This window comes from Oxalobacteraceae bacterium OTU3CAMAD1 (assembly GCA_024123915.1).
Taxonomy (GTDB): domain Bacteria; phylum Pseudomonadota; class Gammaproteobacteria; order Burkholderiales; family Burkholderiaceae_D; genus Rugamonas.
The window spans coordinates 34,707-47,883 of the sequence record CP099650.1 but is presented as its reverse complement, the minus strand read 5'-3'; the positions used below and the strand labels follow the sequence as shown (position 1 = coordinate 47,883).

The window sequence follows — 13,177 nt, the reverse complement described above, 5'->3', positions numbered from 1 at the left end:
TTTTGTTAAGGGACGATAGCCTCATTCTGACACATTTTGTTGCCCAATGACACTAATTAACCAATCTACAAACACCCGCACCCGTGGCGACAGGTGGCGGTTGTGCGAATAAACGATGTTGATGGGCATGGGCGCGGGCCGCCACGCCGGTAGCACTTCCTCCAGCGCACCCGATGCCAGCAGCGGCAAGATGGTCTGGCTGGGCACCTGGATCAGGCCCAGCCCGGCCACACAGGCGGCGATATACGCCTCGGTACCGCTGACGGAGACCTGGCTGCGCATCGCCAGCGTGCGCTCGGCGCCGTCGTTGTCGAGGTACTCCCAGTCCATGTCGCGACCGGTCTGGCTGGAGAAGAAATTGACGGCGTAGTGATGTTGTAAATCGTCCAGTGTTTGCGGCCGGCCGTGGCGTTCCAGATACGCCGGAGAGGCCAGGTTGACCTGTTGCAGGTTGCCGATGCGCCGCGCCACCAGGGTGGAGTCGCGCAGGGTGCCGCCGCGCACGGCGCAATCGATGCCTTCGCCGACCAGGTCGGCAAAGCGGTCGCCGGAGCCGAGCCGCACCTGGATGCCCGGATGGCGATCGAGGAAATCGGGCAGCGCCGGAATGACGATCAGGTGCGCCAGCCGCTCCGGCAGCTCGACCCGCACCGTGCCGCTGAGCAGGCGGCCGTCGCCGGCGAACAGGCCGTTCATGTCCTCCAGGTCGTTGAGCAGGGCGCTGCAGCGCTCCAGATATTGCGCGCCCTCGGCCGTGAGGCTGACCTTGCGTGTGGTGCGCTGGAGCAAGCGCACGCCGAGCTGCTGTTCGATGGCCTGCACGGCGTTGGTGACCGTCGGCTTGGGCAGATTGAGCCGCTCGGCCGCCTGCGTGAAACTCTTGCAGTCGGCCACCGCGCGGAAGATCTGCATCACCTTGAACTGGTCCATGATTGTTATGAATTTTCGAATGAAGTAATGGATGTGCGCATATTTATTACCTCAATCGATAATAGCATAATGATTTCTCCGCTTACCCTCTCTGGAGTTTCATTATGCAAACACGCAAACTTGGCCATACCGGCCCGCAAGTCTCGCAACTGGGCCTCGGACTGATGGGCATGTCCGACCTGTATGGCCCGGCCGACCGCGCCGAAAGCCTGGCCACCATCCGCGCCGCGCTGGATGCCGGCGTCACCCTGCTCGACACCGGCGATTTCTACGGCATGGGCCATAACGAGTTGCTGCTGAGCGAGGCGCTGCAAGCCGGCGGCCGCGACAACGTCAACATCAGCGTCAAGTTCGGCGCGATGCGCGATCCGGCCGGCAACTGGATCGGCTACGACGCCCGCCCGGCGGCCGTAAAAAACTTCGCCGCCTATAGCCTCAAACGGCTTGGCGTGGAGCATATCGATATCTACCGCCCGGCGCGGCTGGATTCTGCCGTGCCGATCGAGGAGACCGTCGGCGCCATCGCCGAACTGGTCAAGGCCGGCTACGTGCGCCACATCGGGCTGTCCGAGGTGGGCAGCGAGACCTTGCGCCGCGCCCACGCCGTGCATCCGATCTCCGATCTGCAGATCGAATATTCGATGATTTCGCGCGGCCTGGAGGACGGCATCCTGCAGACCTGCCGCGAACTGGGCATCGGCATCACCGCCTATGGCGTGCTGTCGCGCGGCCTGATCAGCGGCCACTGGAGCAAGCAGCGCGCCGGCGAGGCCGACTTCCGTGGCCTGGCCAGCCCGCGCTTCCAGGGCGAGAACCTGGACCACAACCTGCGGCTGGTGGAAAAAGTGCGCGCCATCGCCGACGAGCTGGGCGTGTCGGTGGCGCAGGTGGCGATCGCCTGGGTGGCGGCGCAGGGCGAGGACATCGTTCCGCTGGTGGGCGCCCGCACCCGCGCCCGCCTGACGGAGGCGCTGGGCGCGAACGGCGTGCGGCTGTCGGCTGACGACCTGGCGCGGCTGGAGCGGGCGGTACCGGCCGACGCGGCCGCCGGTGAGCGCTACAACTCCCACGCGGCTGTCGCGCTCGACAGCGAAAAGCGCTGATTCCCGCGATTAGATCGGATAATCGGATGGATTTGACCGGAAAATTGCACTTTTATATCTGAATATTTAATACTAAGATGGACTTATCGACAAACAACGCAGTAGCCCGCAACACAGCCGATACAGCGCTCTCCGGAGCATCGCTAATCAGATAAGGAGCAATAAAATGCACGTCAAATCCATCATCGCATCGGTTTCCCTGCTGGTTGCCGCCGGCGCCGCTTTCGCCCAGGCACCGTCGGGCCAGTTGACCCGCGAACAAGTCATCGCCGAGACCGTCGCCGCGCGCGCCGCCGGCCAGCTGGACCAAAACGAAGCCACCCTGAACGCGGCGCTGTTTAATACCCCGACGAGCACCCTGAGCCGTGACGACGTCAAAGCCCAGACCCTCGCCGCCCGCAACGCTGGCGAGCTGGACCGCAACGAAGCCTATGACGACGCCGCCTACATGGCGCCGCGCGCCAGGAACGCCAACGTGAAGGCGCAAATGGCCGCCAAAACCGCCAAAGGCAGTACGACGCAATAAGCACCGGTCAACCACCGGTCGCGCGCGGCCCCCGGCCGCCCGCGCACATAGTCAGCCAACGGGCGCGGCGATAGAGATCGCCGCGCCCGTTTTTTATTGTCGGGCTACTATTAGTCCATTCCCCAATAAACAACAAGGTAGCGTTATCACACCCGGCATTTAACATTTTTCGGTATAGTTTCCTGTAGAAAACAGGAGACCTCCATGAACAAATTGTCTTTCCAGCAGAAGCTGTGGGTGCCGTTGATTTGCAGCCTGCTCTGTATTACCGCGATTTTCCTGTATGAGACGATCCAGACCCGCACGCTGCGGATCGAGGAACGCAGCAACGAGTTGCGCCATATCGACGAGGCCGGTCTGAGCATCGTCAAGCAGTTCGGCGACAAGGCCGCCAACGGCACCATGAGCAAGGAAGAAGCGCAAAAGCAAGCCATGGCGCTGATCAAGGGTCTGCGCTACGGCAAGGACGGCTATATCACCATCACCAGCGGCACCGTGTCGCTGATGAATCCGTTCAAGGCTGAAAACGACGGCAAGGACATGGTCGATTTCAAGGACCCGAACGGCACCTATCTGTACCGCGACATCCAGGCCGCCGGCGCCTCGCCGGACGGCGCGGGCTTCGTGCGCTACTGGTGGATACGGCCGAACACGACCGTGCCGGTGCCCAAGCTGAGCCGTGTGGTGCACTACGCGCCGTGGAACTGGGACTTGACCACCGGCGTCTACATCGATGACGTCGACGCCGCCTTCCGCGCTTCGCTGCTCAAATCGGCCGGGCTGCTGGCCGGCGTGTGCCTGTTGCTGTGGACCATCGTCAGCCTGGTCAACAAGAGCCTGCGCCACACCATCGGCGGCGACCCCGACTACGTCAGCCAGGTGGCGCTGCAGATCGCAGGCGGCGACCTGAGCGCGCAGATCAAGACCCACGCCACCGACGACGCCAGCATCCTGTTCGCGATGAAGTCGATGCAGGCGCGGCTGGCCGAGACCATCGGCGAGATCCGCCGCAGCGCCGACACCATCGCCACCGCTTCGGGCGAGATCGCCTCGGGCAATATGGACTTGTCGGCACGCACCGAATCGCAGGCCAGCTCGCTGGAGGAGACGGCCGCGTCGATGGAGGAGTTGACCTCGACCGTGAACCAGAACGCCGACAACGCGGTGCAGGCCAACCAGCTGGTCATGTCGGCCTCGGCGGTTGCGGAAAAAGGCGGCAAGGTGGTGTCGCAGGTGGTGCAGACGATGGACACGATCAACGCCTCGGCGACGCGCATTGTCGACATCATCAGCGTCATCGACGGCATCGCTTTCCAGACCAACATCCTGGCGTTGAACGCGGCGGTCGAAGCGGCGCGCGCGGGCGAGCAGGGCCGTGGCTTCGCGGTGGTGGCGTCCGAGGTGCGCAACCTGGCGCAGCGCTCGGCCGGCGCGGCCAAGGAGATCAAGGAGCTGATCAACGCTTCGGTCGACAGCATCAGCGCCGGCAGCGCGCTGGTGGCCGAGGCCGGCACGACGATGGATCAGGTGGTCGCCAGCGTGTCGCGCGTGACGCAGATCATGTCGGCGATCACGGCCGCGTCGAGCGAGCAGAGCACGGGGATCGGGCATGTGAACACGGCGATCACGGAGATGGATTCGGTCACGCAGCAGAACGCGGCGCTGGTGGAGCAGGCGGCCGCTGCGGCGGGCAGCATGCAGGAGCAGGCCGGCAATCTGGCGGAGTTGGTGAGCCGGTTCAAGTTGAGCGGCGATCAGCAGCAGAGCGTGGCCAGCCATCAGCTGCGTCCGGCGGCCAAGCCGGCGCCGCGCCGGGTGGCGTTGTCGCGCTGAGGGGGAGAGGGATTTCGATTCCTCGAGGAGACACGTAGGGCGGATTAGGCGTAGCGTAATCCGCCATGCATGCGCCGTCGACGGCTTATAAATGGCGGATTACGGCGTTCCGCCTAATCCGCCCTACGTGGATCCGTTGATATTTTTATTGCGCGGGTCTACTGGGCAGGTTCCAGGACCGCCTCTTCAAACACCAGCTTGCCCCCATCGACGCGGAACACGCCGATCAATTCCCCGCCGTCGCCTTTGACATCCGGATACTGGGTGCAGGTTTTCGTCTCGATCTGCCACATCTCGCCGCCGGCGCGCAAGGTCCAGACATTATCCCCGCCCGACAGCAACTCGATCTCGACATCGTCGGCCGGCATGTCCGACAGCTCGATCCGGCGCAAACACTGCGGCAGATGCTGCATGATCAATTCCACGCTGCTCTCGCTGCTCCAAAAGTACTTCTGCGTCCGGTGCACGGTCATCACATGCTCGCTGTTGCCGCTCTCCGGGTAGTACGAGGCGCTATCGTCGACACACGCCGTCAGCATCAGGGACATCAGTACTATCAGTATCTTGCGCATGGGCGGGTTCCGGTCGGCGTGCTATCGAGTGTGCAACATTATAGCCGTCCCCGGCGCCGCCCCCCGCAATGCCGGCGCCGCAGCGCCCGTTTTGAAGAAACCGACCACCCGGGCCAGCGCCTCCGCCTGCTCCTGCATGCTTTGCGACGCGGCCGCCGCCTGCTCGACCAGCGCTGCGTTTTGCTGCGTGACCTCGTCCATTTGCGTGATGGCGACGTTGATCTGCTCGATACCCATAGTCTGCTCCTGGCTGGCCGAGGTGATCTCCCCCATGATGTCGGTCACGCGCTGGATGCTGTCGACGATGTCGCCCATGGTTTGCCCGGCCTCGTTGACCAGTTTGGAGCCGTCGTCGACATTGGCCACCGAGGCCGAGATCAGTTCCTTGATCTCCTTGGCCGCCGCCGCCGAGCGCTGCGCCAGGTTGCGCACCTCCGACGCCACGACCGCGAAGCCGCGACCCTGCTCGCCGGCGCGCGCCGCCTCCACCGCCGCGTTCAGCGCGAGGATGTTGGTCTGGAAGGCGATGCCGTCGATGACCGAGATGATGTCGACGATCTTGCGCGACGAGGCGTTGATGGAGCCCATCGTGTCGACCACCTGGGCGACGATGGCGCCGCCCTTGCTGGCCACCTCCGACGCGCTGCGCGCCAGGGTGTTGGCCTGGCGCGCGTTGTCGGCGTTCTGCTTGACGGTGGAGGTCAGCTCCTCCATCGACGACGCGGTTTCCTCCAGCGAGCTGGCTTGCTGCTCGGTGCGCGAGGACAGGTCCATGTTACCGGCGGCGATTTCGTTGGAGGCGACGGTGATGGTGTCCGTGCCTTGCCTTACCTGGCCGACGACGTTGAGCAGGCTGTCGTTCATGGCCTTGAGGGCGTTGAGCAGGCGTCCCGTTTCATCGGTGGCGGTCACTACGATCCGGGTCGACAAATCGCCGGCGGCCACCGTCTCGGCCAGGTCGACGGCGGCGTTGAGCGGCACCGTGATCGAGCGCGTGATGAACCAGGCCACCGCCGCACCCAACGCCACGGCCAGCAGGCCGAGGCCCACCAGCAGCAGCTTGGAGGAGCGCAGCACCGCCGCGACTTCTTCGCCGGCCTGCTTGGCCTCCGCGCTTTCATGGGCGACGATGTCGTTCAGTATTTTGAGCACGCCTTGCAGGCTTGGGCCGGCCGTCTGCGTCAGATAGGCCGTGGCGTCCTGGATCTCGCCATCCTTGCGTAGCTCGATGACCTTGTTGTTCTTGGCTGCGCCGTCGGCGATCAGCGCGTCCAGGGTGGCCAGCAAGGCCTTTTCCTTGGCGTCGGTGGCGCGCTCGGACAGGATTTTTTTCGCCTCGCCGTACTTCTTGCGCGCCTCGGCGATTTTCTGCAGCTCGGCGTTCACTTCCGGCGTGCTCGGGACCACGACGATATTGGTCAGGTGTAGCGTGACGTCGCGCAGGCTGTCGACCATGTGGTTGGCCGCTTCCATCTTGACGTTCTTGTCTTCGATGATGTCCTGGGTACGGCTGCCGATGCGGCTCATGGTGCTGAGTCCCAGTACCAGCACGGCCACCAGCAGCGCCAGGACGATGGCGAAGCCGGCGCCGAGGCGCGTTCCGATTTTTACTTGGTCGAGGGTCATGGCGGCATTCCTTTAATTCACAGAGGCAAGTATCTCAATATACCCGTCCGTGTCCGTTAAAGGAATGCGCCGTCGGAATGCGCTGTCGTGGTGCCGCAACGCTAGCCGAATTTGACCAGATTCAGCACCGGCAGCGGGCCGCCGGGGAACTGCGCCAGACGTCCGCCGCCATCGAGGGTGCCCAGATCGACGCCGGCGAATCCCAGTTGGTCGATCAGCTGGCCGACGGTTTTTTTGGCGTCGGCGTCGTCGCCTGAGTAAAACAGCACGCGGCGGCCGCCCTCCGTTTGCGGATCGCTTTGCAGCAGCGCCGCGCCCAGATGGTTGAAGGCCTTGACCACGCGGGCGCCGGGCAGCAGGTCGGCCAGCACCAGGCTCGATGCGCGGCCGCCCAGGTCCACCGCCTTGAACGACGGCGCTTCGAGCGCGTTGTTGGCGTCGACGACGATGCGGCCGTTCCATGCCGGCAGATTGCGTACCGCCTCGGGGATGCGGCTCCACTGCACGGCGAGGAAGACCACGTCGGCCTTTGCCGCTTCGTCGATGGTGACGGGGCGGATGTTCGGCAGTTCCGCGTGCAGCGCGGCCAGCGAATCGGGGCCACGGCTGTTGGCGATGGTGGCGGCGATGCCGGCTTTGGACAGGTTGCGTGCGATGGCGGAACCGATGGCGCCTGCGCCGATGATGGAGATGTTCATGATGTGTTTCCTTTCGTTGATTGGGTTTCGATGAGTTCAGTATGGCCGTCATCATTTGCTACGAGTAGTCATAGCTTGGTAGTATTAGCTTCAAGCAAACGTTGAAAGCCACGCTTTGGAAACCCTGTCCAACCTTGAATCCTTCGTCCGCAGCGCGGAATCGTCGAGCTTTTCGGCGGCGGCCCGGCGCCTGGCGCTGACGCCGGCTGCCGTCAGCCGCAACGTGGCGCAGCTGGAGCGCAACCTCGGCGTGCGGCTTTTCCAGCGCACCACGCGCGGTTTGACCCTCACCGAGGCCGGCGAGCGGTTTCTGAATTCCGTCGGCGCGGGGCTGGATGGCATCCAGGGCGCGATCGCGGAAGTGACGGCCAAAGCGGGCGAGCCGGCCGGGGTGCTGAAACTGAGCATGGCGCCGGGCTTCGGCCGTCGTCACGTGCTGCCGCTGATGCCGGCGTTTATGGCGCGCTATCCGGCGCTGACCTTGGACCTCAATGTGGAAAACCGGCGGGTGGATCTGGTGGCCGGCGGCTTCGATGCGGCGATCGGCGGCGGTTTCGAACTGTCGCCTGGTGTGGTGGCGCGGGAGCTGATGCCGGCGCACGGCGTGTTGGTGGCGTCGCCGGCGTATCTGAAGGGACGCAAGCTGCCGGTGACCCCAGCGGACCTGGCGGACCTCGACGCCATCGTCATGCGCTCGCCGCAGAGCGGCAGGGCCAAGTCGTGGGATATGCGCAATCGCGCGGGAGACGGCATGTCGGCGGTGCTGCGGCCACGCGTGTTTTTGAACGATCCCGATGCGATCCGCACGGCGGCTTTGGCGGGCATGGGTGTGGCCATGCTGGCGATGACCGACTTGGGGACGCATCTGGAAAGCGGCGAGCTGCAACGCGTGCTGCCCGACTGGTATCTTGATATCGGCGCGATCTCGCTGTACTTCACCAGCCAAAAACTGATGCCCGCGAAGACGCGGGCATTCGTGGATTTTATGACGGAAGCGTTCCGCGAACAGAAAATGGCGGAACGGTATTCGGCCGTTTAGAATCTGTACCCGATACCCACACCGATCATCAGCGGATCGACCTTGACGCGACTGGCCTTGGCGCCGCCGATCATGACATCGCTGCGGATCTGCGCTTTCTTGACGTCGAAATTGAGCGACCATTGCCTGTCGATCGCGTAGTCCAGGCCCGCCTGCAGCACCAGTCCGACGCTGTCGTGTTCCAGGCTGGCCTGGCCGTTGAGCAGGCGGACCTTGGACAAGGTGGTGTAGTTGATGCCGGCGCCGACGTAAGGTTTTAATGGCGCGTCCGGCGTGAAGTGGTACTGCAACAGCAGCGATGGCGGCAGGTGCTTGAAGGTGCCGATATTGGTTCCATCCAGATAGACGTCATGTTTTTGCGGATAGGTCAGCACCAGCTCCGCCGCCAGGTTGGCCGTGAAGAAATAGGAGACGTCGAATTCTGGAATGGTCTTGTCGCTGACGGTGAGACGGTTCGACGCGCCGACGCCGCCCACCGGGTCCGACTTGTCGGCCGTGTTCAGGTTTACGGCGCGCACGCGCACCAGCCACGGCGCTTTTTGCGATTCTTGCGCCACTGCGCTGCCCATTGCGACACCCGTCAGGCTCAGGGTGGCCAGTACTGCTGCTGCGATTGCCTTGGTCTTGCTCATTTCACTTCCTCTTTGATGTCGTCTTGGTTAGTCACTAAGTAACGCAATCAAGTCTATTGATCCGAAGCATGAAAAACTTTGATCCAAGTCAAAAACGGAAATATTTCGTTCACGCTGCAGAGTTAATCTAGTGGGTGTAGTATCACCAGCGGTGTATTCGGGCAACCAAAAATCCAGGGAGAAGTGCATGGCTAAATTGAACGTCAACGGCGTGGTACGCGAATTCGAGGCGGAGGAAGACACGCCGCTGTTGTGGGTCATACGCGAACAACTGGGGCTGACCGGCACCAAGTACGGCTGCGGCGTGGCGCAATGCGGCGCCTGCACCGTGCATATCGACGGCGAACCGACGCGCAGCTGCGTGCGGCCCGTCTCCACTGTCACCGCCGAACAAAAGATCACCACCATCGAGGGCTTGTCCAAGGACGGCTCGCACGCGATCCAGAAAGCCTGGGCAGCGCTGGACGTGCCGCAGTGCGGCTTCTGCCAGTCCGGCATGATCATGGCCGCCGCCGCGCTGATACGCGAGAAGCCGAAGGCCACCGACGCCGACATCGATATGGCGATGTCCAACATCTGTCGATGTGGCACTTACAACCGGGTTAGGGCGGCGATTCATGTGGTGGTCAAGGGCGGCGATCCGAAAAGCGCCGGCCTCAATATCCAGCACGTTGAAGGAGGCAAGGTATGAGTGGCGCTCCTGTAAGTTCGGCCTCGCGTCGGGGCTTCCTGAAGGGCGCGGCCGCCGGCAGCCTGGTGGTGGCGTTTCATATTCCGTTCGAGGCGGTGGCGCAGGGCGCGCCGGCGTCCAAGGGCACCCCCGAGGTCAACGCCTGGGTGGTCGTCAAGCCGGACGACACCATCGTCATCCGCATCGCCCGCTCCGAGATGGGCCAGGGCACCTTGACCGGTCTGGCGCAGCTGGTGGCCGAGGAACTGGACGCCGACTGGAGCAAAGTCACCACCGAATATCCGACCCCGGGGCAGAACCTGGCGCGCAAGCGCGTCTGGGGTAGCTTCTCCACCGGCGGTAGTCGTGGCATCCGCGAATCGCACGACCTGGTACGCAAGGGCGGCGCCACCGCGCGCACCTTGTTGGTGCAGGCGGCGGCCGATGCGTGGAAGGTGCCGTCGTCCGAATGCGTGGCCGCCGTCAGCGTGATCACGCACGAGGCCAGCGGACGCTCCATCAGCTATGGCAAGGTGGCGGAGGCGGCGTCCAAGCTGAGCCCTCCGGCGGAAGTCATGCTCAAGGACCCGAAGGACTGGAAACTGGTCGGCAAGCGCCTGGCGCGCCTGGATACCGTGGACAAGACCACCGGCGCGCAGATCTATGGCATGGACATCAAGATGCCCGGCCTGCTCAACGCGGCGATCAAGGATTGCCCGGTGTTCGGCGGCACGGTCAAGAGCTTCGACGCGACCGCGATCGAAAAGCGTCCCGGCGTGAAGAAAGTGTTCAAGGTCGGCGACAGCGCCGTGGCGGTGGTGGCGGACACCTGGTGGCGCGCCAAGTCGGCTTTGGATGCCTTGCCCATTGAATGGGACAAGGGGCCCAACGCGAATTTGTCGAGCAAGGACGTGGCGGCGACGTTGAAGGCGGCGCTGGACGCGCCGGATGCGGTGGTCGGCAACTCGAACGGCGACGCCAAGGCGGCGATCAAGTCGGCGGCGCGCACCATCGAGGCGGTGTATTCGTACCCGTGGCAGAACCACGCGACCATGGAAACCATGAACGCGACCGCGCTCTGGACCCCGGAGCGCTGCGAAGTGTGGACCCCGACGCAGAACGGCGAGGCGGCGCTGGCCGCGACGTCCGAGGCGGCCGGTCTGCCGGCGGCCAAGTGCGACGTCTACAAGATGCACCTGGGCGGCGGCTTTGGCCGGCGCGGCGCCTCGCACGACTGGGTGACGCAGGCGGTGAAAATCGCCAAGGAGATGCCGGGCACGCCGGTGAAGCTGATCTGGACGCGCGAAGAGGACATGCTGCACGGCCGCTACCATCCGATCACCCAGTGCAAGCTGACGGCCGGCCTGGATGCCAAGGGCAATATCACCGGCCTGCACATGCGCATCTCCGGCCAGTCGATCCTCGCGTCGCTGGGCATGGCGATTAAGGATGGCAAGGACCCCGTAGTGTTCCAGGGGCTTAACGCGCCGGGACCGGAGGCGTCGATCGGCTATTCGTTCCCGAACCTGCTGATCGATCACGCGATGCGCAATCCGCCGGTGCCGGCGGGCTTCTGGCGCGGCGTGAACCTGAACCAGAATACGATTTACCTGGAATGCTTCCTCGACGAGATAGCCTTCGCGACGAAGCAGGATCCGCTGGCGCTGCGCCGCAAGCTGATGGCCGAGCATCCCAAGCATCTGGCGGTGTTGAACGCGGTGGCCGAGAAGGCCGGCTGGGGCAAGCCGGCGAAGAAGGGCGTGTATCGCGGCCTGGCGCAGACGATGGGCTTCGGCAGCTACGTTGCCGCATGTGCCGAGGTATCGGTCGACCCAAAAACCGGCAAGGTCAGGATCTTGCGCATCATCGCGGCGACCGATCCGGGCTACGCGGTCAACCCGCAGCAGATCGAGGCGCAGATCGAAGGTTCGTTCGTGTATGGGCTGTCGGCGTCGTTGTACGGCGAGTGCACGTTGAAGGATGGGCAGATCGAGCAGTCCAACTTCGATACCTACCAGGTCCTGAAAATCGACGAGATGCCGAAGGTGGAGTCCATCATCATGCCGTCGGGCGGATTCTGGGGCGGCGTGGGCGAGCCGACCATCGCGGTGGCCGCGCCGGCCGTGCTGAACGCGATCTTCGCCGCCACCGGCAAGCGGATACGCGATCTGCCGCTGAAGAACCATAGTTTGAAGAAGGCGTAAGAAGGATGGCGGCGTGGCTGGCGCTGGCGGCCTCCATCGCCTTGGTGGCGCTTGTCATCGCGCCGCCTGCCGCCGCAGGTCCCGGCTACGTGATCTCCGGCGACGGCATTGCCGCGCCGTTGAAGGGCGCTGTCGCCGGTGACGCGGTGCGTGGCCGTGTGCTGGTGGCCAGCCGGCAGGCCAGCCTTTGCCTGTTGTGCCATACCGGTCCGATTCCCGAGGAGCGTTTTCAGGGCAATCTGGCGCCCGACCTGCAAGGCGCAGGCCTGCGCTGGAACGCGGCGCAGCTTCGCTTGCGCATCGTGGACGCAAGCCATTTCAACCCCGAGACGATCATGCCTTCCTATTACAAAACCGATGGCCTGAACCGCGTGGCGCCGGCTTTTCAGGACAAGACGATATTGACCGCGCAGCAGATCGAGGACGTTGTGGCCTGGCTGCTTACGCTGAAGGAGCAAACACCATGAAGCGTCGCGATATGCTGGCCGCCGCTGGAACCGGGCTGGCGATGCTGGCGCTGGTGCGCCCGGCTTTCGCCACCACCGAGGAGATGGCGACGGCGATCAATACCTTCACCGGTGGCGTCAAGCCGACCGAAGGCAAGGTGACCTTCGATATCGCACAGCTGATCGACAATGGCAACGCGGTGTCGGTGACGATTGCCGTCGATAGCGCGATGACTGCCGCCGACCATGTCAGCGCGATCGCTATCTTCAACGAGCGCAATCCGCAGACCGACGTGGCGGTGTTCACGCTTGGTCCACGCGCCGGCAAGGCGCAGGTGTCCACGCGCATACGGTTGGCTACTTCGCAGAAGCTGACGGCGGTGGCACGCATGGGCGACGGCAGTTACCGGTCCAAATCCGTGAGCGTGATCGTGGCGCTGGCGGCTTGCATAGAAGGGGAGGCTCCCTGATGGCGCGCGCATTGATTCATATGCCGGCGACGGCCAAGCGCGGCGAAGTGATCGAGATCCGCGCGTTGATCGGGCATCCGATGGAGACCGGTTATCGGCCCGGGGCCGACGGCAAGCTTATCCCGCGCGACATCATCCGCAAGTTTGTATGCCGCTACGACGGCGAGCAGGTCTTCGGTGCCGAGCTGCATCAGGCGGTGTCCGCCAATCCGTATATCAGCTTCTTCACCGTCGCCACGGAAACGGGGACGCTGGAGTTCACGTGGGAGGGCGATAACGGTTTCGCCCAGACGGAGAAGATGAATTTGACGGTGGGGCCGGCATGAGTCGGAAGGTGAACCGGGCGGTGGGCGGCGCATTGTGTTGCCTTGCGGTTGTGTTGATGCTGGGCGCGACCGCTGCCAACACCGGGGACGCGCGCCGCTCCG

14 protein-coding genes are annotated in these 13,177 nt (G+C 63.9%); 9 read left to right on the top strand and 5 right to left on the bottom strand.

Translation table 11 applies throughout. From position 1 onward, the window contains the following. Positions 1 to 21: 21 nt before the first annotated feature. Entirely contained in the window at positions 22 to 930 is a 909-nt protein-coding gene (locus NHH88_00200) for a LysR family transcriptional regulator (GenBank protein USX14255.1), read from the bottom strand. A gap of 104 nt (positions 931 to 1,034) precedes the next feature. Here NHH88_00200 and NHH88_00195 point away from each other — a divergent pair, with 104 nt between their 5' ends. The 3 genes from NHH88_00195 to NHH88_00185 all read left to right on the top strand — a co-directional run bounded on the left by NHH88_00195 (position 1,035) and on the right by NHH88_00185 (position 4,392). Beyond that, on the top strand, positions 1,035 to 2,033 hold the full coding sequence (locus tag NHH88_00195) for an aldo/keto reductase (GenBank protein USX14254.1): 999 nt from the start codon (positions 1,035 to 1,037) through the stop codon (positions 2,031 to 2,033). A 166-nt stretch (positions 2,034 to 2,199) separates the two neighbouring features. After that, positions 2,200 to 2,559, top strand: coding sequence for a DUF4148 domain-containing protein (locus NHH88_00190; protein USX14253.1), 360 nt, complete (start codon positions 2,200 to 2,202; stop codon positions 2,557 to 2,559). Positions 2,560 to 2,763: 204 nt separating this feature from the next. Further along, positions 2,764 to 4,392: a methyl-accepting chemotaxis protein gene (locus NHH88_00185; protein USX14252.1), complete on the top strand. Its 1,629-nt coding sequence runs from the start codon at positions 2,764 to 2,766 to the stop codon at positions 4,390 to 4,392. A 158-nt stretch (positions 4,393 to 4,550) separates the two neighbouring features. Here NHH88_00185 and NHH88_00180 read toward each other — a convergent pair whose 3' ends face one another. The 3 genes from NHH88_00180 to NHH88_00170 all read right to left on the bottom strand — a co-directional run bounded on the left by NHH88_00180 (position 4,551) and on the right by NHH88_00170 (position 7,288). Next, positions 4,551 to 4,964 (bottom strand): hypothetical protein, encoded by a 414-nt coding sequence (locus NHH88_00180; protein ID USX14251.1) that lies wholly within the window; start codon positions 4,962 to 4,964, stop codon positions 4,551 to 4,553. A gap of 21 nt (positions 4,965 to 4,985) precedes the next feature. Continuing rightward, positions 4,986 to 6,590 (bottom strand): methyl-accepting chemotaxis protein, encoded by a 1,605-nt coding sequence (locus NHH88_00175; protein USX14250.1) that lies wholly within the window; start codon positions 6,588 to 6,590, stop codon positions 4,986 to 4,988. 101 nt (positions 6,591 to 6,691) lie between these two features. Beyond that, positions 6,692 to 7,288: an NADPH-dependent F420 reductase gene (locus NHH88_00170; protein ID USX14249.1), complete on the bottom strand. Its 597-nt coding sequence runs from the start codon at positions 7,286 to 7,288 to the stop codon at positions 6,692 to 6,694. 115 nt (positions 7,289 to 7,403) lie between these two features. On the opposite strand from NHH88_00170, the gene NHH88_00165 reads away from it, so the two are divergent. Further along, entirely contained in the window at positions 7,404 to 8,327 is a 924-nt protein-coding gene (locus NHH88_00165; GenBank protein ID USX14248.1) for a LysR family transcriptional regulator, read from the top strand. On the opposite strand, the gene NHH88_00160 is transcribed toward NHH88_00165, so the two are convergent. Beyond that, complete coding sequence (locus NHH88_00160) at positions 8,324 to 8,959, bottom strand: outer membrane beta-barrel protein (protein ID USX14247.1); 636 nt, start codon at positions 8,957 to 8,959, stop codon at positions 8,324 to 8,326. The genes NHH88_00165 and NHH88_00160 overlap by 4 nt on opposite strands. A 187-nt stretch (positions 8,960 to 9,146) precedes the next feature. Between NHH88_00160 and NHH88_00155 the strand changes: the two genes are divergently transcribed. The 5 genes from NHH88_00155 to soxZ are packed head-to-tail and all read left to right on the top strand — an operon-like array spanning position 9,147 to position 13,075. Then, positions 9,147 to 9,650, top strand: a complete 504-nt coding sequence (locus NHH88_00155) for a (2Fe-2S)-binding protein (GenBank protein ID USX14246.1) — start codon at positions 9,147 to 9,149, stop codon at positions 9,648 to 9,650. Beyond that, the gene (locus NHH88_00150; GenBank protein USX14245.1) at positions 9,647 to 11,833 is read left to right on the top strand and encodes a molybdopterin-dependent oxidoreductase; all 2,187 of its coding nucleotides are present in this window, start codon (positions 9,647 to 9,649) and stop codon (positions 11,831 to 11,833) included. The genes NHH88_00155 and NHH88_00150 overlap by 4 nt, the downstream gene beginning before the upstream one ends. A gap of 5 nt (positions 11,834 to 11,838) precedes the next feature. Then, entirely contained in the window at positions 11,839 to 12,300 is a 462-nt protein-coding gene (gene soxX / locus NHH88_00145; protein USX14244.1) for a sulfur oxidation c-type cytochrome SoxX, read from the top strand. Next, positions 12,297 to 12,749, top strand: a complete 453-nt coding sequence (locus tag NHH88_00140) for a SoxY-related AACIE arm protein (GenBank protein USX14243.1) — start codon at positions 12,297 to 12,299, stop codon at positions 12,747 to 12,749. Before soxX ends, NHH88_00140 begins: the two co-directional genes overlap by 4 nt. Further along, positions 12,749 to 13,075: a thiosulfate oxidation carrier complex protein SoxZ gene (soxZ, locus tag NHH88_00135; GenBank protein ID USX14242.1), complete on the top strand. Its 327-nt coding sequence runs from the start codon at positions 12,749 to 12,751 to the stop codon at positions 13,073 to 13,075. Before NHH88_00140 ends, soxZ begins: the two co-directional genes overlap by 1 nt. Positions 13,076 to 13,177 lie beyond the last annotated feature (102 nt).